General features: G+C 36.1%; 14 protein-coding genes. 9 read left to right on the forward strand and 5 right to left on the reverse strand.

Annotation, left to right across the window (positions count from 1 at the left end; translation table 11 throughout):
* Window positions 1-5: 5 nt before the first annotated feature.
* Window positions 6-3,176 (forward strand): efflux RND transporter permease subunit, encoded by a 3,171-nt coding sequence (locus tag AC06G9_RS14585; RefSeq protein ID WP_480956570.1) that lies wholly within the window; start codon window positions 6-8, stop codon window positions 3,174-3,176.
* Window positions 3,177-3,353: 177 nt separating this feature from the next.
* Window positions 3,354-4,940, forward strand: coding sequence for a M60 family metallopeptidase (locus tag AC06G9_RS14590; RefSeq protein ID WP_293927591.1), 1,587 nt, complete (start codon window positions 3,354-3,356; stop codon window positions 4,938-4,940).
* Window positions 4,941-5,127: 187 nt separating this feature from the next.
* Here AC06G9_RS14590 and AC06G9_RS14595 read toward each other — a convergent pair whose 3' ends face one another.
* On the reverse strand, window positions 5,128-7,398 hold the full coding sequence (locus AC06G9_RS14595; RefSeq protein WP_293927588.1) for an inorganic phosphate transporter: 2,271 nt from the start codon (window positions 7,396-7,398) through the stop codon (window positions 5,128-5,130).
* A gap of 382 nt (window positions 7,399-7,780) precedes the next feature.
* On the opposite strand from AC06G9_RS14595, the gene AC06G9_RS14600 reads away from it, so the two are divergent.
* The gene (locus AC06G9_RS14600) at window positions 7,781-10,225 is read left to right on the forward strand and encodes a TonB-dependent receptor (protein ID WP_293927586.1); all 2,445 of its coding nucleotides are present in this window, start codon (window positions 7,781-7,783) and stop codon (window positions 10,223-10,225) included.
* On the opposite strand, the gene AC06G9_RS14605 is transcribed toward AC06G9_RS14600, so the two are convergent.
* On the reverse strand, window positions 10,222-11,034 hold the full coding sequence (locus AC06G9_RS14605) for an AraC family transcriptional regulator (protein ID WP_293927583.1): 813 nt from the start codon (window positions 11,032-11,034) through the stop codon (window positions 10,222-10,224). The genes AC06G9_RS14600 and AC06G9_RS14605 overlap by 4 nt on opposite strands.
* A 349-nt stretch (window positions 11,035-11,383) precedes the next feature.
* Between AC06G9_RS14605 and gltS the strand changes: the two genes are divergently transcribed.
* Window positions 11,384-12,571: a sodium/glutamate symporter gene (gene gltS, locus AC06G9_RS14610; protein ID WP_281046945.1), complete on the forward strand. Its 1,188-nt coding sequence runs from the start codon at window positions 11,384-11,386 to the stop codon at window positions 12,569-12,571.
* Window positions 12,572-12,659: 88 nt separating this feature from the next.
* On the opposite strand, the gene AC06G9_RS14615 is transcribed toward gltS, so the two are convergent.
* A complete protein-coding gene (locus AC06G9_RS14615; RefSeq protein WP_281046944.1) occupies window positions 12,660-13,475 on the reverse strand; it encodes an undecaprenyl-diphosphate phosphatase in 816 nt (271 codons plus the stop codon).
* 308 nt (window positions 13,476-13,783) lie between these two features.
* On the opposite strand from AC06G9_RS14615, the gene AC06G9_RS14620 reads away from it, so the two are divergent.
* The 3 genes from AC06G9_RS14620 to AC06G9_RS14630 all read left to right on the forward strand — a co-directional run bounded on the left by AC06G9_RS14620 (window position 13,784) and on the right by AC06G9_RS14630 (window position 16,634).
* Window positions 13,784-14,626, forward strand: a complete 843-nt coding sequence (locus AC06G9_RS14620) for a helix-turn-helix domain-containing protein (RefSeq protein WP_248753266.1) — start codon at window positions 13,784-13,786, stop codon at window positions 14,624-14,626.
* 114 nt (window positions 14,627-14,740) lie between these two features.
* A complete protein-coding gene (gene nhaA, locus AC06G9_RS14625) occupies window positions 14,741-15,913 on the forward strand; it encodes a Na+/H+ antiporter NhaA (protein ID WP_480958191.1) in 1,173 nt (390 codons plus the stop codon).
* A gap of 40 nt (window positions 15,914-15,953) precedes the next feature.
* Window positions 15,954-16,634 (forward strand): potassium channel family protein, encoded by a 681-nt coding sequence (locus tag AC06G9_RS14630; RefSeq protein ID WP_293927573.1) that lies wholly within the window; start codon window positions 15,954-15,956, stop codon window positions 16,632-16,634.
* Window positions 16,635-16,687: 53 nt separating this feature from the next.
* On the opposite strand, the gene AC06G9_RS14635 is transcribed toward AC06G9_RS14630, so the two are convergent.
* Window positions 16,688-17,527 (reverse strand): universal stress protein, encoded by an 840-nt coding sequence (locus AC06G9_RS14635; RefSeq protein WP_293927571.1) that lies wholly within the window; start codon window positions 17,525-17,527, stop codon window positions 16,688-16,690.
* 317 nt (window positions 17,528-17,844) lie between these two features.
* Between AC06G9_RS14635 and AC06G9_RS14640 the strand changes: the two genes are divergently transcribed.
* Both AC06G9_RS14640 and AC06G9_RS14645 read left to right on the forward strand, forming a co-directional pair.
* Complete coding sequence (locus tag AC06G9_RS14640; protein ID WP_260948937.1) at window positions 17,845-19,167, forward strand: mechanosensitive ion channel family protein; 1,323 nt, start codon at window positions 17,845-17,847, stop codon at window positions 19,165-19,167.
* Between the two features lie 86 nt (window positions 19,168-19,253).
* Window positions 19,254-19,523 (forward strand): hypothetical protein, encoded by a 270-nt coding sequence (locus AC06G9_RS14645; protein WP_480956571.1) that lies wholly within the window; start codon window positions 19,254-19,256, stop codon window positions 19,521-19,523.
* Window positions 19,524-19,691: 168 nt separating this feature from the next.
* Here AC06G9_RS14645 and AC06G9_RS14650 read toward each other — a convergent pair whose 3' ends face one another.
* Window positions 19,692-20,987 (reverse strand): DUF389 domain-containing protein, encoded by a 1,296-nt coding sequence (locus AC06G9_RS14650; protein WP_248753259.1) that lies wholly within the window; start codon window positions 20,985-20,987, stop codon window positions 19,692-19,694.
* Between the last annotated feature and the right edge of the window lie 198 nt (window positions 20,988-21,185).

Consider the following 21,185-nt stretch of genomic DNA (forward strand, 5'->3'; position numbering starts at 1 on the left):
AACATATGATTTCAGAAGTTTTTATAAAAAGACCCGTCACAGCCATTGTTATTTCCCTATTGATTTTGATCGTAGGAGGAATTTCAATTGTGTCTTTGCCGATCAGTCAGTATCCATCTGTAGCGCCGCCAACCGTATCGGTCACAGCGAACTATACGGGAGCGGATGCCCAAACTGTCGAACAGACAGTAACGACTCCAATCGAGAGTCAAATTAATGGTACTCCAGGCATGCTTTACATGTCTTCTAATAGTACATCAAATGGTCAATCACAGATTACAGTAACCTTTGAAGTAGGTACTGATATTGATATTGCGACACTGGATGTACAAAACCGTGTCGGTATTGCCGAACCTGCACTACCTGAGGCCGTTAAACGTCTAGGAGTTACAACGCGTAAAGCAAATACCGATATCTTGATGTTGGTTTCTCTGGTATCTCCAAAGGGTACACGTGATGCAAAATTTTTAGATAACTATGCCAATTTATACATTAAAGATGCATTATTACGTGTCAATGGTGTTGGTGAGGTGACCGCATTTGGGCAACCATTCTCCATGCGTGTGTGGTTAGATGCAAATAAATTAACCAGTTTAAGACTAACTCCTGCTGATGTATCTGCAGCTATTGGTGAACAAAACTTAAGAATCCCGGGAGGATCAGTAGGTTCTTCTCCTCAAAAATCGGATCAGGTATTTGAATATCCGGTGATCACGGATTCCGATTTATCTTCAGTAGAAGATTTTGAAGATATTATTGTGAAATCAAATACGGATGGATCGATTGTTTTATTAAAAGATGTAGCCCGAGTTGAATTAGGTCAATTTAGTTATGCGACCAGTACACGTGTAAATGGGATGACATCTTCGGGTATGATGGTATCTCAAACGCCAGGAGGTAATGCTGTTCAATCGGCAGAAGGTATCTATTCCGCATTGGAACGTTTGAAAAAATCATTTCCTGATGATGTTGATTATGTCGTAGGTTATGAAACCATTTCCGTTGTAAATGCTTCTATCGAATCCGTTATCCATACCTTGATCGAAGCCTTACTATTGGTAACATTAGTGGTATTTTTCTTCCTACAATCATGGAGAGCAACTCTAATTCCGGTATTAGCGATCCCTGTATCTATTGTAGGTACTTTTATTTTCTTCTTATTGTTTGGTTTCTCGATCAATAACTTGACTTTACTGGCATTCGTACTTGCGATTGGAATCGTGGTGGATGACGCGATTGTGGTCGTCGAGGCGGTACAGCATTATATTGACCATTATAAAATGTCAGCAGCAGATGCAACACGTCGCGCCATGAAAGACATTACTGCTCCCGTTATTGCGATTGCTTTGATTCTTTCGGCTGTATTCGTACCCGTAGGGTTTATCCCGGGTATGGTGGGACAATTGTACCAACAATTCTCCATTACCATTGCCGTATCGGTTATGTTATCGGCATTTATTGCCTTGTCTTTGACTCCAGCTTTATGTTCGATCATGTTAAGACCAACAGCAGTTCACTCGGAAGCGAAAGGGCTCAACAAGTTCTTTTACAAGTTTAACATCTGGTTCGAAAGAGTAACGAACAAATATTCACGCGGTGTCAGATATTGTATCAAAAAAGCACCTATGGCGCTTATCATTTTACTCTGTATCTTCATCGGTACAGGATATATGTTCAACAAAAAACCAACTGGATTTATCCCTGGTGAAGACAATGGTATGTTCTTCGCTGGTATCACTCTTCCAGAGGGATCCTCTTCAACTCGTACAAAAGAAATTCTACATGAAGTAGAACAAGAGTTACGTAAAGATTATCCGGAGATAAAAGATATTACCGCCATTGCAGGTATTAATATTTTGAACCGTGCTTTCCAACCAAACGTAGCAACGGTCTTCGTTTCGTTAAAACCTTGGGGTGAAAGAGCACGTACAGCAAATCAAATTACAGGTGGTATCATGGGTAAATATGCAGGTTATACCAAAGCTCGCGTACTTGCTGTAACTCCTCCTGCTATTCCAGGATTAGGTACATCTGGTGGTTTCAGTTTGATGATTCAGGATCAACAAACCGTAGATATCAAAGTTTTTGAAGGCGTTGTTGGTAAATTTTTAGCAGCAGCTAATCAAAGACCAGAGATTGGAATGGCTTATACCCTATTTAATACAAAAACTCCAAATTACAAGTTATCTGTTAATAGAGAGCAAGCTAAAAAAATGGGCGTTCCGGTTTCGACCATCTACTCCACTATATCGGCCTACTTGGGATCATCGTATATCAATGATTTTACCAGATATGGACGTAACTTTAGGGTAGTATCACAGGCGGATCAAAATTACCGCATGAATATTGAAGATATCAACAAACTATATGTCAACAATAGTCGTGGCGAATCCGTTCCTTTAGGTTCATTGGTTACTTGGAATTTGGTACAAAACCCTGCTATTATCAATCACTATAATATCTTTAGAAGTATCGAGGTGAGTGGTAGTGCAGCTCCAGGTTATTCTTCTGGTGATGCCATTAGAGCTCTTCAGGAAGTTGCTGCAGAAACATTACCAAACGGATATTCGTATGATTTCTCAGGATTGGCTTTACAAGAGACCAAATCTGGAAATATGACGATTATGATTTTCGGTCTTTGTATTTTGTTTGTATTCTTATTATTGGCTGCACTCTACGAAAGTTGGTCTGTGCCATTCTCGATTTTACTATCGGTACCTCTTGGGGTGTTTGGAGCGATTTTAACGTTAACTTTGATTCCTACGTTGGATAATAATATCTATGCTCAAATTGGTTTAGTTGCCATCATTGGTTTGGCCGCTAAAAATGCCATTTTGATCGTGGAGTTTGCCAAGGAACGTGTCGATATCGGTATGAACTTGTACGACGCAACGCTTGATGCGGTTAAACTTCGTCTTCGTCCGATTATCATGACATCATTTGCATTTATATTAGGTATCATACCCTTAATGCTCTCAAAAGGTGCTGGAGCGATTTCACGTCAGACGATTGGATGGACCGTATTTGGTGGTATGACTGCAGCGACTGTATTAGCGATATTTATCGTTCCCGTATTGTTCGTTGTGATCACACGATTAGCTTATGGTAAGAAAAAATTAGCAGAATTAGAGGCTAATTTTGATGAAGAAAAAGCGAAAAACTTGTCTGCTCACTAGACATTAAAACAAACTCAACAGGATAAAGAAAGCCTTTCAATTCAATTTGAAAGGCTTTCTTTTTTTTCTCGCGTATCCAAAATTTACCTTACTCTATCATCACAACATTCTTACATGGTAACCTTGATATTGATACTAACAAATCTGTAATTTAGCTCATTAAACCTAATCAAAATCATGAAATTAAAATTTCTCACGTTGCTATTGCTTACTGGAGCAATGACAACAACACTACATGCCCAATCTGCTAAAGATTATGCAGATGCGTATCAAGATTTACAAGTATTTGAAAGCCCCTTAGCGCTTAAGCTCAGAAAAGGAATTAAAAAAAATGATCTCAACAAAATCAAAAATCCGCAAGTCAAAGAGGTCGCGATTGCCATACTTAAAAATCAATACGATCAAACTTATAGGTTTGCTGAATACAAAGCTATTCTCAGCCCCTCAACATTGGGACATAGCTTAATGATTGGTGATGGTTATAGCAAATATGAAAACATGACCGGCATCTATCTTCCTGTAGGACGTCATATTATATCGGCAGACCATATTTCTGCTGATCATGATGTTAAATTGATCATTCCGAATTGGAACCGCAGAGCTCCTGAAGGAATGGATCCGACCAAAGATCCCAAAGGATGGGGCATTGTTAAGCAAGAATTCAAACTCAAGAATGGTGTCAACATCATTGATGTCAAAGATTTTGATGGTTTGGCCTATATCGACTATTTCTCTGAAGATCCTAAAAATGAGAAAGCAATCCAAGTACATTTTATGGGTAGCGCAGTCAATGGTTACTTTGATATTACGAAAAACAACGATGAAGATTGGAACAGATTAGTAGATCAAGCTGTGTATCCGATTATAGATGCCAAAGGTCGCCACATTCAGATCGCCTACCCTACTGCCGATATCAAAAAATATGCTTATGGAAAAGGTGTCGAATTGATCAGTAATTATGATTCCTTGATTTACAGGCAGCACCGGATTATGGGACTTATTAAATATAACAAAGTCCCTGAAAACAAAATTCTATCGCGCGTAAACTATAATTATTATATGTTTCGTGATGGTGATGGGGTCGCTTATATGGGTACAGACCCGGGCAATGCGATGCCACTAGTTGTAGATCCGGCCCGAGTGATCAAAGGAGATCCATGTTGGGGTTTTTCACACGAAGTAGGACACGTGCATCAATTAAGACCTTACTTAAATTGGGGAGGATTGGGCGAAGTGAGCAACAATATTTTCTCTCTGTATGTCACCACTTCTTATGGCAATAAAAGCCGTCTTTCGGCACAAAATAATTACAAAAAATCAAGAGAAAGTATTATCAATCGCAAGATCAGTTACCTACAAGATCCGGATGTATTCAATCGTTTAGTTCCTTTCTGGCAACTTCAATTGTACTTCGCAAATCAAGGTCATAATCCTAATTTTTATCCCGATCTATTTGAAGCTTTTCGCCAACAGAATCCAGAACGTAGAAGCAGACGGGGTGGCGGTCAAGTCATGGGCGATCGCGGAAACAACCCTGCAATACATCAATTGAATTTTGTAAAAACAGCATCAAAGGTTGCAAAACTTGATCTATCCGATTTCTTTGACCTGTATGGCTTCTTCTATGTCGGAAAATTTACTTATGATGATTATGGCAACTATACTTATGAAATGACTCAGGAAATGGTCGATAAGTGTAAACAGGAAATTAAACAGTTGAACCTTCCCAAACCAAGTATGGATATATCTAAGTTAACGGATTAATCTTATCTTATTCAAAAATATATTGCTAACTGTAAATTCTATATTTCTTTACATACTAAATCTGAATGTAAATAATTCACATTTATCATCTAATGCGGAATTATTTAGACACGTACCTCACAAACACATAGGAGAAGTAGCAATCATTTCAAATAAAAAGCCCGATAATATATCGGGCTTTAGATGATTAGTTGACGCTAGTTTTGTTTTTATTATTGATTTTGAACTCTTCAAACTCTTTGAACAATCTTAAAAGTTTAAACGTTGAGCTTATCAGCTCGTTTGTCTCTAACAAAATAGAGAAGTACAATTTACTGTTCTTCGGACTATTTTCAGTCGTCCGGATGTGGTCAATCTGCTTGTCTAAAAGATTGTTAATGACTTTCTGTAGCTGATCGCGTTGCTTCATCGTTGAATCAAGCTTTAAGAAGTCACGGCGCTTATATAGATTATATACTTCGGCATACCAGTTACCAAGCTCATTGGCAACCTGCCTCAGATCATTGCCTTGATATTCCTTAAGCAGTTTATGGTTATTATCGACATGATTGTGTGCATTGCCCGCAATAACGTAAAGGTTCTCCACGATATCTTGTAGGTAGCCTAAGGAAATAATGTAGAACCGACTCCCTTTTACCGATGTATCATCTAGGTTGCGAATGAAGTTGTAGAGATTGTCGTTAGTCGAGTCCAAATCGCGCAAGAATCTCTTAATCATTTTTTTGTTCATGGAAAGACTTGTCAAATCGTTTTTGATCAGGCCGTCCACAATTTCTTTATAGAAGATATTTGACTTGGCAAAAACTTCGCTTATCTGATCGGCACTAGCATCGGAAACCTGCTGCAGGGTATAGATATCTTCTCTGCCGAGTTTCAGTTTGCGCTCTGCTTGTACCGCAACTTTCTTTTTGTGGCTTTTAGCGTTATATACCAAGAGCACCGCTAAGAAGATTAATGCACCTACAAAGGTAATGATACCACCAATTTTAAGTAGGTAAGCGATCATAAATGCACCAGCAAAAGCTGTAGCAGCAGTAAGGAACCATCCTCCTATAACGTGGAATACACCAGATACACGATATACCGCACTTTCTCTATCCCAGGCTCTATCGGCAAAAGCCGTACCCATAGCGACCATAAATGTAACATAGGTCGTAGATAATGGGAGTTTCATGGATGTACCTAAAGCGATAAGACTACTGGCCACCATCAGGTTGACAGAGGCGCGCACCATATCAAACATCGGCTCTTCTTCCTTATTCTTTTTGCCTAAGGAAGTATTTTCGAAACGGCTATCTAAACGTGATCGTAGTGTACGTGGCATCAGATAGCTGATCGCTCCTCCAATATTTACAAAGCCGCGTACTATCCAACGTGATAAGGTATTAGGCTCAAATTTTTCGGAACCGCCGTCTTGACTGCTTAAACTCATCTCCGTTTCGATAACGGTCTTTGCTTTTTTGGAAGTCCATAGCGTAATCATCATGATAGCTCCTGCGATAAATAAAATCCAAGCTGGGGCAACGATATCTGCAGAAGCTAATTCTGACATCATATAGGTGTCCGGATTGCCGCCAGATGCCTGAAAGAAACCGATGGCCTGAATAGCTGCTACCGGTACGCCGATAAAGTTGACCAGATCATTCCCCGCAAAAGATAGCGCTAAGGCGAATGTACCAATACCGATGATAACTTTAAGAATGTTAATCTTTAACCTGATCAGGATAAAACTAAAAATAGTGAACAGCACAAAGCTTCCCAATATTAAATGGAGCTCGTGTGTGTTAATCCACTCCTTTGTTGCTTTGTCAATGAAAGAAACTGTCTTCATTCCTTTTATAAGGATAAAGTAACTAATTGAAGCCAAGGCGATACCACCAAATATACCACCAAAGGATTTGATTTTATGTTCGTATTGAAAAGTGAATATGAGTCGAGAAAGATACTGAACCGCCATACCTACAGTAAAAGACAATAATACGGATAAGAGGATACTGACGACAATTTCTGATGCTTTCTCTGTATTAATATACTGTGACAGAGTTGACCAATCGCCCGAAGTGGTTGCAATTTTATAGAGTCCAAGACAGACAGCAGCTCCTAAGAGTTCAAAAACAATCGACACGGTTGTAGAGGTAGGGAGACCAAAATAGTTGAATACATCCAAGAGTATGATGTCTGTAATCATGACCGCTAGGAAGATAACTATGACATCATTAAAACTGAACATACCTGGAACATAAATTCCACTTCGTGCAATCTCCATCATTCCACTTGAAAAAACCGCCCCAGACAATATACCCGCACTAGCGAGAATCATAATCAGGCGGAAAGAAATAGCTTTGGAGCCAATGGCCGAATTTAAGAAATTGACAGCATCATTGGTTACGCCGACCATGAGGTCGATAATCCCTAAAGTGATCAGCGTAATAATTACGAGATATAAATAATTGTCCATAGTTATTATTTTTGCAAAGGTATGAACAAAAGATGACCCGTATATTAATTTAATGTTAAGTATCGTTTTTATTAACAACACATATAGTTAACGACATTAACAAACAAATTATATATTTCAGACGTACTTATATTGTCCTAGAGAAGATTTATATATAATTAAATTTTATGAAAAATTTTTGATTAAAGTTGTCAAAAGTATATAGATAACAATACCTATCACGGAATGTTTGTAAAAAATCAATATTAAGATAATAGACATCAGTTTATGATAAATGAGGTATGGCTCCATAAAAAAGTGCATTTGAAAAAATTAGGGTATAATATTCAATCCAGAATGGAAAACTTTTTATCTTTTCTACTTTTGGGCAAACTTAAGCCAGATGATTAGATATTTAATTGCACTTTACTTTCTATTAACAGTTCAATTTGGAATTGCCCAGAGCATAAAGCTTTCCGGTCAGGTTAAAGACTCCTTGTCAAACAGTCCAATACCTTATGCCAGTATCGGTCTACTCGATGTCGACAACAAAGTAATCGATGGAATGATGACAGATTCACTTGGAGCTTTTCGATTTTCCAATATCAAGAAGGGAAAATACAAAATCAATGTCAAATTCATCGGTTACAAACAAATACACCGGTCTATTGAAATCAAGGACCAAAAGAAAATCCATATTGGAACTCTATTACTGGCTGCAGCTGGACAAAATCTTCAAGAAGTAACCATTATTGCTAATACAGCAACACAAAAACACAGTAGTGATAGACAGGCGTATATGGCAAGTCAATACAAAAATGCCACTGGTGGCACTGCATTGGATATTGTAAAAAATTTACCTTCTGCATCGGTTGATGCGAGTGGCCATATCAGTATGCGTGGTAATACGGGTGTCATTGTATTAATAAATGGGAAACCCTCTTTCCTGGATCCTGCAACTATCTTAAATCAAATAGCGGCCAACGATGTCACCGAAGTAGAATATATCACCAGTCCCACCGCCCAGTTTGATCCGGATGGCAAAGGTGGCATCATCAATCTAAAAACAAAAAAATCTACTGTCGCTGGATTTTCCTGGTTAGTCAATCTTCAAGCCGGTTTACCGAGTATAGATGACTATAATAATCGTGAACCGCAAAAGCGTTTTGGAGGCGACATTGGTTTCCAATACAATAAGAAAAAATTAGCATTAAATGCTGCTGCAAATTATCTCAGAAATGACAATGCTGGATTTCGGGAAGGTGATGTCAATACAGTCATTGGAGACCGTCAGACCTTTTTCCCTTCAAAAGGTGAAAGAAGTTTTGATAAATACAACTTTGGCATTAGGTTGAATGGTACTTATGATCTATCCGACAAACATGCTGTGAGCTTAGGTATACTAGCTTCCCGAAAATTTCAAGATCGACTTGCCGATATTTACTATAATAACAGGACCATCCGTCCATCTACCGGAGAGGAAATAGCACGAACAGACTATTTCAATTCTAATCTCCAGAATAAACAAGGAGAATTTTACATGTTTGATTTTAATTATGAATATAAAATCAACACCGCTAATTCCCTTCAAATGGGTGTTATCTACGAATATGCTCATATTTATGGCTCAACCAAAAATGGAAATATCGAACGTGATGTAGATACAGTACAGTGGATCCACAATAAGTATAAAAATCCACTTCATGGATTAAGACTTTCCCTACAGCACACCTGGAAATCTGATCATCAGGAATTATCGACCGGTTACCAGCTAAGAAACGATAACCAAAAAGGGAGTTTCGACTATTACGCTTCTCAAAATGGTAGCAGCAACCAACAATTAGTTCCAGAATTTACCGGTAAACTAACCGCGACCAACCGTGTACATGCTATTTTCACACAGTATAATCAGCAATTTTCAGCAACCCAGTTATCCCTAGGTCTGCGGTACGAATATTACCAACGCGATTTATATTTACTGCATAACAATCAGAAATATCCATATGCTATCCATCAATTATACCCAACCTTTAATTTAATGCACGATTTGGGATCCGGTTGGTCATGGAAAGTAGCAGCATCCAGACGGGTGCAACGTAACAATAACTTTGAACTGAATCCTATTCCAGAACGGGAACATTCCGAAACTCTAGAACAAGGCGATCCGGAATTATTACCGGAGTTCACTGTAAATACTGAAACTGGACTGATCAAAAAACTAAAAACAGGAAGTGTTTTTTTGAACGGTTATTACCAAAACACTAAAAATCCGATCCAAAGAGTAAATTCCGTATATGCAGATACCATTCTCCACCGTGTTTTTACCAATGCCGATTATGCCTCTCGATATGGTGCAGAGATCGGTGGCGAAATTCGATTGATCTCTTGGCTGAAACTAAATGGCGGACTTAATGTATATCACTACAAAATTTCTGGACAGGTATTAAATGATCAAGATACCAGAACAAATCAGGACTGGGTATATTCCATTAATGCCGGCATTCAAGCTGATTTCTTAAAAAACTGGAGTACAGGACTGCAGATCAATTATTTATCAGAAAAACCCACGGTACAGGGTATGGATTCCCGATTTATCGTACCGAACTTTAATTTAAGTAAAGCTTTTTGGAAGGGAGCACTCACGGCTCAATTGCAATGGCAATTTATTGAACTCGGTGACTGGGGTGTAAACGAACAACGGATTACCACCTACTCCCATGACTTCTATACCACGACAAACTACATTTATGAAAAAAATATAGTTTTGCTTAATCTAAGCTTCAATATGCATAAACTGAATAAGTTATTTAAACTTCCGAAAAGCGAATTTGGAGAAAAAGAATTCTAGTTTTCTTGTTTTTTGAATTCAGAAGGAGTCATACCTGCATAACGCTTAAAGTACTTAGAAAAATTTGATTTATCAGAAAAACCTAAGTCAAATGCTACCTCTGATATCGAATTTGCCGTGTAGAACAACAGTCTTTTGGCTTCCTTGATGATATATCCTGCTAATACCTGCGAAGCCGTTAGATCAGCATTGGTCTTACAGTTAGCACTGAGGTTTTGTGGGCTCGTATTCAACTGAGAAGCGTAGTAAGCGACGTGGTTTACCACTCTGATCTCCTTGTTGAGTAAGTCACAGAATCGGTCATAAAGATTTTGCTGCGTAGATTTGGCCTGTTTTGAACTGGCTTTATATTCTAATACTTTTGCCAAGAAAGCTTTAAACAAGCCTTCTTGGCAAATTTTATTATCCTCCACAGCTAAAATTCTTAAGAGATTTTCAAAAATATCAGGTTTATCAAAGTATATCGTATCATATCGACCAATAGTATTGACCAATCTATTGATTTCAAGATCCAAACTTTGGCTCACAAAAGTATCTTTTACCAAGAGTACAAAACCCTTTACTGGATTGACCAACTCCCAATGATGTACGTTATCCTTCTGAATGATGAGTAAGCATGGTGTCTCTATAATGGATTCTCGACCATCTACGACATGTTTACCTGATGTCGACGATAGAAAGACCAGTTCCAGGTATCCATTATGCTTGTGCGGTCTGGTTATATTTTTGGAAAAGTCAAAATCGACAACTTTTATTAACCGTTGAACTTCCAATTTATCTTTTATCTCGATCTTTTTTCTATCCTTCATCGTTCTGCAATTATAGTAAACAATATTGTAAAATAGCACAATTACAATCCACTTAATCATGTCACGTAATGACACCGTAATCCAAAATCAATGAACCGCTATCAGAAACAGTATAGAAATCTTCTAGTAAATCTATTTCAAATCAACCAAATTTTAAAGTATTTAGAAAGGCTCAATATAATCCATATTTGTGATGATCATAACTTCCTAAATACTACTATGAAAATTTAATGGGAATCAGAACCATTAAAAACAACAAGTGCAAAATAGGAGTTCCTATTTTATATCTCTACCTTTAAGCTCTATTATATATAAAATACTCACTTAAAATACATTTATGGTCTTTGGATTGTTTGAAACATTAGCTTGTGCATGCTTAGTATTGCTTTTAGGATTTTTTATCGTTAAGAAGGTAAGTTTTTTCAGAAACTATAATATTCCTGAACCAGTTGTTGGAGGATTTTTTGTTGCTATTATTCTCTACATCTTACATGTAACTATGGATCTTAGCTTTTCATTTGAATCCTCACTTCAAACAACCATGATGCTGTTTTTCTTTACTTCGATTGGTTTAAGTGCCGAATTTGAGAAACTAAAAAAAGGTGGAAAACCGTTATTAATATTTGTGGTTCTGACAGGGGCTTTTATAGTTGTTCAAAATATTTTTGGGATATCTATAGCTTCAATGCTAGGTATAAACCCGAGCTATGGACTGATCGCTGGTTCAATAACGCTAACTGGAGGTCATGGAACAGGCGCAGCATGGGCACAAAATCTAACGGATACTTTCCATATAAGTGGAGCAATGGAGCTTGCTATGGCCTGTGCAACCTATGGATTGGTGATGGGAGGACTCATAGGTGGACCTGTTGCAAAAGTGCTATTAAAGAAGAAAAATATAAATCCTACAAATGAAGTTCAAGAAAAGGAACTTCCTATAGAAATGTTTGAAAGTCCAGCTTCAAAAAGAAGAATCAATGTGCGGAATATGATTGAAACATTAACCATGTTTGCCATTTGCTTGACATTGGGTCAAATTCTCTATGAATATGGAAAAGGCTCTTGGATTGAACTACCTAATTTTGTTTGGTGCTTGTTTGTTGGGGTTGTCATTCGGAATACCATTAATAGAACATCAACATATGTAGTCAATGATCATGCTGTGGATGTACTTGGAAATACAGGCTTATACCTTTTCTTAACCATTGCGCTGATGTCTCTACAATTATGGCAGTTACAGGGATTAGCTTCGCAAGTACTGATCATTTTAGTACTACAAACTGTTTTGTTGGTCTTCTTTGCGATGTTTATTACTTTTAAAGTGATGGGAAGTGATTATGATGCAATAGTATTAAGTGCGGGACATTGTGGATTTGGATTAGGGGCTACGCCAACCGCTGTAGCGAATATGCAATCAATAACAGATAAATATGGTCCATCACATAAAGCATTTCTAATTGTTCCTATGGTAGGCGCTTTCTTTGTCGATATATTAAACAACTTATTTATAAAACTATTTGTAAGTTATATATCATAGGGTAGTATACATAGTTTACTTCTATACGCAATACATGAAGTCAATAATTTGGCTCTAACGCCCAATTATTGACTTAAGTAGCTAAATATTAAGAATAAAAAAACGCATAGGTAATGACTGTAATTCCTACTGTAAAGCAATAAATAGCAAAATAGGTCAGTTTAGCTTTTTTCACAATATTAATCATCCATGTACATGCAATCAACCCGGAAACAAATGCAGCAATAAATCCAAATAACAAGGAAAATGGTTTAATCGTTAAAGATGCTAAAGATTGATATTCAATATTTAAATCTAATACCATCTTGGCTGAAGCTCCAAGTATCAAGGGCAAAACCATGAGGAAAGAAAAACGTGCGGCTGCAGATTTATCAACTCCCAATAAGATGGATGTTGAAATAGTAGAGCCAGACCTAGATAAACCAGGAAGTAATGCAGCACACGATTGAGCAAGTCCTATGATGATAGCCTCTTTAGTACCTATCGACTTACTCGTATTTTTAGCTCTATTTGCAAAATATAGGAGACAACTCGTAACTAAAAGCATCATGCCCACAATTAATAAATTGGAGAAGAGTTCTTCTAGCGTATCTTTTAGAAAAAAACCTACAAACGTGGCAGGAATCATTGAAAGTACGATATACCAAGAATATTTTGTTTCCTCATTCCATTTAAACTGAAATATTCCTTTGATTATTTTCAAAATGTCCTTCCTAAAAATTACAATAGTACTCAAAGCTGTAGCTAAATGTAAAACAATAGCAAACAATAAATTTTCCTCAGGATCGAATTGAAGACCTAGTAACTGTTGAGCAATAACGATATGCCCAGAAGATGAAACGGGTAAAAATTCAGTTAATCCTTGTACAATTCCAACAATAATAGCTTTGATCGATTCACTCATTATGTAATTCTTTTTAAATTAAGGTTCCAATGTAACCATATTTTTTCAAGTATCATAAATATCGATTTATCTAAGTTGGTCTGGTCCAATTTCAAGAAACATGCTAAAGATTAATACACTGAATAACAGATTGTATTAAGCGAACAAAAATTAATGTATAATACTCTTATTACTGATCATTTTAGTAGAACAAACCTTGTTAAAATATACATTAGATATTCCCTTATGGGTATGATTATTGCTATAAAATAAGTATTAAATACCCCACCTTGTCAAAGTAATCTAACAATAGATTGAAACGTATAAATATGCCAATAAAATTATTAAATCGAATCAAAAAAAATGAGCTTAGTCAAAGACAACATTCTTTAAACGACAGCTTACTTTCTAAAAATTGCTCTAATAAATACATATTAGGAACTTATGTATTTCCATGTAAAGATCTAGAAAAAAACCAGCCCCTGTTCAATGATGGTATTCCTTCGCTTATTTTTATGCCTAGCTTGTCGAATGAAACTATATTAAGAAAAAAGGGTGACCTGATCAAATTAAAATCCGTTTGGTTATGTTGCGGAATAATTAAAGATATGCAGTGGGAAATACCAGATGGTTTAGCATATATTATAGTCATTCGTTTTAATCCGGCCTCATTTTATTCCATCTTTAATATCAATAGCACTGCGCTAACAAATAATACCGTATGCAGTTTTGAAGATGTCGTCGATACGAAATGGTCTTCTATCATTAAAGAGATGTATACCAAGAATAATATAGAAGATAAACTTCACGTCTGGAATAGCGCGCTTGAACAATTAAAAATAAATGATTTTTTACCTCCTATTCTGAAATCTTCAATAACGGTTATAGACACATATAAAGGCAATCTAACGGTTTCTCAACTGGTGATGTTATTAGGTGAAAATGTAAATCAAAAATGGTTACAAAGAAATTTCCTTCGATATCTCGGCATTACACCAAAGAAGTATATTTCACTTCAACGCTTCATATACACCTATGAAATGTATGAAAGAGAAATGCCTACTCCATTAAATATGGCACCTTTTGAGGGAGGCTATTACGATTACAATCATTTTTTTAAAGATTTCAAACAATATTTAGGTGTTTCTCCGAAACACTATTCCTGGAACTGATTCACTAAATTAAGAATCGCTAGGGTGTATTTATGTCTCTTTTTTACTAGTTGGAGGTTCCAATGATTTGTATTTTTGTACTGAACTTTTACAATTGAAATTATGTAAAAAGGAATTAATCTAAATGTTTTTAAAGATTTTTTCAAATCTAGTAATGCTGGCGGAATACTATTATTTATCTGTGTCATTATTTCATTAATCATTGCAAACACATCACTCGGATCATCTCTTCAGGCGCTTTTAGATTGGGAATTGGGATATGAATCAACTGCTGTCCATTTAAAATATAGCGTGCTCCTTTGGATTAATGATGGTTTAATGGCAATCTTCTTCTTGCTGGTAGGCTTAGAAATTAAAAGAGAGATTGTAGAAGGCGAATTGTCCTCTCCTAAGAAGGCTTCATTACCTATCCTCTGCGCAATAGGTGGAGCAGTTATTCCTGCGCTGATTTATTTGAGTATAAACGCAGGAAAAGACACTGCTTCTGGTTGGGGCATTCCGATGGCTACAGATATTGCATTTGCTTTGGCTGTTATAACGCTTCTTGGAAACAAAATACCAGCAAGCTTAAAAATCTTCTTAGCCGCTCTGGCGATTGTGGACGATTTGATCGCAATTTTAGTAATTGCATTATTTTACTCTTCTGGTATTGAAATTACTTATCTGATATATGCCGGAATTGGTCTTACTATTCTAGTCATTATGAATAGATTAAATATCTTAAATCCCTACTTGTACCTTATTCCCGGTGTATTTATTTGGTATTTCATACACCATTCAGGTATTCACGCTACTGTTGCGGGCGTATTGGTTGCCATGACGATACCAACTAACGATACGGCAATCGAATCACCATTAGAGCGATTAGAGCATGCTCTGGTAAAACCTGTCAATTTTTTAATTATTCCCATATTTGCCTTTGCAAACACCAATATTACCATTGAAAGCGAAATGATTCATGGCTTAATAGCTCCGTTGGGTCTCGGTATCAGCCTTGGACTTTTACTAGGAAAACCTTTAGGGATATTTTTGATGGCCTTCATCTGCTCTAAATTAAAAATTAGCAGCCTACCGGAAGGTAGTAATTTAAAACATATAATAGGAATTGGATTATTAGCCAGTATTGGTTTTACAATGTCTATCTTTATTTCCATATTATCTTATGAAAATCCTTTGTATGTTAATGAAGCGAAGTTATCTATTCTGATTTCTTCAGTTTTAGCTGGATTAATTGGATATTTTTTATTGAAAAGTTTCGGTAATAAAAGATCAACTGAACAGCTTTAATAAAAGATCTGACTGAGACGATACTTTTTAAAAAATAATTTTGAAACATACACTTCATAAAATAAAGAACTACTGGCTTTCTGATGCTAGTTTCGTAACCTTGGTGGTTATGTTGATGTTTATGGTATTTGTCATGCCTATTCTACTGGAACAAGGTTTTGCAAATATCATCATACTAAATGTTTTATTTTTGGTATTGTATTTTATTGGAATTTTTTCCAGTAAAGAAAGGTGGAGTATTTATCTATCATCACTCTTGTTTTTTGCTCATTTAATCCTACAGCTGATCAGATTTGACGATACACCAAAAGAATACTACCTGATCGAACGACTGGCAGGGCTTATCAATATGAGTCAATTTATACTTATTAATATTCGATTACTTTTCAGGGACACCAATACGAATAAGTACCGAATCATCGGTGCTATAAATGTGTATTTGTTATTTGCTTTGATGGGAGCTTTTGCTTTTGAAATTTTAAACATACACACAGGAAAATCGATTACCGGAAATGTGCTGTTAGCAAACAATGACATGGATTATTCCGTATATATTTACTACAGTTTAGTTTCCCTTACAACAGTAGGATATGGCGATATCTATCCGGACGGAATGTCGGCCCGAATGCTATCAGTGATGTTGTCCGTAATTGGAATATTATACCCAGCAGTAGTCATAGCGAGATTAGTCTCTAATAATGGCAAATCAAATCAGGTATAATATACCTTATAGGGTCGCTCTCGTATCCAAAGCGGCAGCATTTAATACTGTCTCTAAGGAACCAACATCAATATGGGCACTCGGGTGTGAACAGCCAACTTTTTAGAAGCACTTTTACGAAATAAAGTGGCTAAAAAGCCTAATTTCCGAGGTGCTGTAACTAAGAGGTCTATGTGATGATCTTCTACATAGGTGTTAATTTTCGAAACGATATCCTCTCCTTCCAGATAGGAATAAATAGGCTCAAGACTGTCTAAACTTGAATGTAAAAATGACTGCTCTTCTATAAGTTGAGCAGCAGACTGCTGACCTAGGACACTAACATTGACGACATGCCATTCTAAACTCAAGAGCTCCTGCATCTGAAATATCGTTTTTACAGGTAGCCTTTCATGCAAATGTGATAAATCTACAGCTAAAAGTGCTTTTTTATAAAGATGTGCCGGATTCATTTCTGGAACCAGCAATAGATTAAAGGCATGTGATTCGATGAGATCAATGGTTGTCGATCCTACACTATTTTTCCCCCCATCGCCACTTCCACGCAAACCAACCACTATCAGATCAATTTTGTCATTTTCAGAAATTCGAAAGACGCCATCCATCACGGTCAGTAAGTCGTAATGTGCGCTCACATCTGTTAGTGGAGAGACATTTAATAGCTCCCGCTTTAAATGACGCAATTGTCCCCTTACTTCATCTATTTCAACATCATCTATTAAAGGAGGCGGCAGCATGAAGTCTCCACTACCATAAAAACTGCTATTATAATACGCAAGCGAGTGGTATATAATGACATTTTTAATTTCTGTCCGTTTAGCGATAGTCAATAACTGATTGAAGGCATGTCGAGCAGTAACAGAAAAGTCAGTTAAAAAAACAATTGTTTCCATGTTCTTGAAATCTATAATCGGTTCATTAAAGATGTGTTATCATTTTTTAAACAATCGTACCCTCGTATTGTTTAAAAAAATGAAAACTTAGCTCACACATTTGTCCCAGCAAATGGAATTAGAAAACCTTTTTTACATCGCATTTTTCCATTGTAGTCTATAGTTTGCTTTTCCATAATTAAAGATTCAAAAGTAATTTTGAAAAGAGAAAAACAGATGCAAAATACTGAATATTAAACACTTATTTAAAAAATTTAGAATGATCAATAGGAGTTTTAAAACGCTACTATTTATTTTTCGTACATTTGTTTGTTAATATGGAAAAAGCAAACATCATTAACATTACCGAAAAAACAACAAGTTCAATTTATCAATGGACATTCAATCTCGTGGAATCAATAGGAGTTCACGACAAAAATGCACACATCTTAAGTGCTACCTTTCTCATAATCGCAACTTTTATACTCTTACTATTTTTAGATTATATTTTGCGTTTTTTTTTCAATTCAATCGTTACCGGATTTATTAAAAAAAGTAAAAACAACTGGGATGACAAGTTACTTGAAAATAAGGTACAGATCCATTTAAGCCGTTTGATACTAATAGCAATAGCTCAACAGTTGCTACCCTATATTTTTATTGGGTTCCCTTCATTCATCGATATCATTACCAAACTGCTCGGAATACTGATGATTTTTGCTATCTACGGTGTAGCAAATGCGCTATTAAAAACTTTGAGAGATATATTGCGTTCTTCAAAAGCATTTTTGGATAAGCCTGTTGATAGTTATCTCCAAGTATTGCAGATCTTCCTAATCTTTGTCGTTGGAACTCTTATTGTTTCTGCAGTTACAGGCAACTCTCCTTGGTCATTTCTGGTCTCTCTCGGAGCTGCATCTGCTATATTGATGTTGGTTTTTAAAGACACCATACTCGGATTCGTAGCGAGCATACAGGTGTCAGCAAACGATTCGGTTCGCGTGGGAGACTGGATAGAAATGCCAAAATATGGGGTCGATGGCGATATCCTACAAATAAATCTGAACAATGTCCGCGTACAAAACTGGGATAAAACGATCGTCACGATACCGACCTATACATTACTCAGTGATTCCTTCAAAAACTACAGGGGTATGCAAGAAAGTGGCGGTCGGAGGATCAAGAGATCTATCAACATCAAAATATCGACGATTCGTTATCTCAGCAATGAAGAAATCCAAGAGCTTAAAAAAATTGCACTTTTAGCTCCTTATATAGAAAAAAGGGAAAAAGAAATAAAAGAGTACAACGAACAAAACAAAGTAGACCCCACGGTTCTTGTAAATGGTAGAAGGATGACCAATATTGGATTATTCAGAGCCTACATTAAAGCTTATGCCGTGCAAAATCCAGATATTCATCAGCAGTTGACATTATTGGTTCGTCAATTAGCTCCCAATGAACATGGACTTCCCTTGGAACTTTATATGTTTACAAAAGGAACACAATGGTCATTTTTTGAGGATACCATGTCCGATATTTTCGATCATCTATTTGCCGCTATTAAGTATTTTGATCTAGAGGTTTTTGAACTGCCTGCATCAGATGATCTTCGGAAGCATTTAAATCAGAAGCATTCTCCATCAATGTTAAAACCATAGCATAATGCAACTATTGATTTTTTTATCGTGAGAAAATTATATTAAGTAGTCCTTCATCTGTAGAAATTGAAATAAAACACGATGCTATGACTGATTTTCAATGTGGGGTCGGTAGCCAACTTGAAGAAATATCAGACTTCTTACTTGAGGAAGAAAATGCACCAGAAATCGGTACAATGAAAACCCATGTTCCTATGACTTATTTTGGAGATGAACGTCAGGGATATGATATTCAATATTTTACCAAAAATGAGATTATTAGTGATTTTCTCAAACAATATCAACGTTTTCTATCCTTATCATCACATGAAAAAAACGAGATTTTCATAGGTAGCAATCTAAAAGATCAGGATTAACAATAGCATCAGTTCGCATCGTCTTTTTTTAGAACAGAAGTAAAATGTGCCATATAGATTTAACGAATATGTAAATAACAAATTTAGAAAAGGTGACTAAACATCCGATTTAAAAATTGTCTCTACAGTACTCGTCCATTAGTTGATACTGGACGAGTACTTTCAATGCTACTCTCCCTTCAAGATCTTAATATCGGAACCTTTAATTTTGATGTTCAACCAATTTTTAAGTTTTGCGAGCTCTTTACTATCTAGTTTTTCTTTGCTATTATAAAATAATATCGTTTCCATTTTGGTACTATCAACGGTATTCACCGCTAGCTGCTTTCCGATCGAAAAAGGAGTTAACGTTGGAAATAACGTTGTTATTTCCTGAATTAATTCCTGATCATCAAACTTATAAGTTGCAAGTTCTTTTCGAAGATTTTGAATAGCGATATCTTTTTCCGATACATTTTCCGAACGCCTACTGATTTCAGCTAATATATCACGCTTCAAATCAGTACTATCTTGACGGATCAGCAATTCTGTATTATTAATATGATATAGATCGAGTTTACTTTTGAGTTCAACTAGCTCAGATTTTGAAAATTTCTTATCCAAAAAAGCGAGTTCGATTTTTTTGGGACGACTGTTGAACTGTGTTTTTTCATAAATCAAGGTATATCCCTTTTCTACAAGTTCATTTTGGATAAAACTATTGACTTGTTGTGTAAACTTCTTCTGTTGCAATAAAGCATATGCCAAATAAAAACTAGGAATGATCATCACCAAAATTAACAAGGTAATCGTTCTTGTAATACGCTTTTTCTTCCCTTCATTTAAAAAACTGACGCTAGGGTATTTTAGAAATTTGACAATAAGAAAAGTCGATATACAGATAAAAAAGCAATTGATCATATAGAGATACATAGCACCTCCGAAATAAGATAGACTGCCGATGGCCAGCCCATAACCTGCTGTACAGAGTGGTGGCATCAATGCAGTCGCAATAGCTACGCCAGGTATCGGATTTCCTTTCTCTACCCTAGTGATTGCGATAACCCCCACCATACCTCCAAAAAATGCAATCAATACATCGTATATATTAGGAGATGTCCGCGCAAGTAACTCGGATTGAGCTTCTTTAAAAGGACTAAGAGAAAAATATATAAACGACACTATTAAACTAACTAGCGTCGCTATGATTAAGTTTTTTAAGGATTTTTTTAATAATCCAAAATCATATGTTCCCAAAGCAAAACCGGCACCAACTATAGGTCCCATGAGCGGTGATATCAACATTGCTCCAATAATAACCGCTGTAGAATTGACATTTAACCCTACTGATGCAATCACAATAGCACATGCCAATATCCATAAATTAGCTCCACGAAAAGAAATATTAGCCGTTACATTCTCTAACACCTTATCCTTCTGATCCTCTCCTTGATGCAGATTTAAAAACTCTTGTAATTTATTCAAAATATATGTTTTTTATGACCTTACGTACCTTATAAAAAGGATTATTTTGAATACAATATAACATATTCTGTAAACTTTATAACCATGTAAATAGAAATAAAAGTATTCACTTTACAGCAACTCTTTATATTCTAAAAAAGAAAAGTATAATTGGACATAATTTTATAGATTTGTGACTGATTTCCTCCAAATTCTTGA

Source organism: Sphingobacterium sp. MAE (assembly GCF_056711605.1).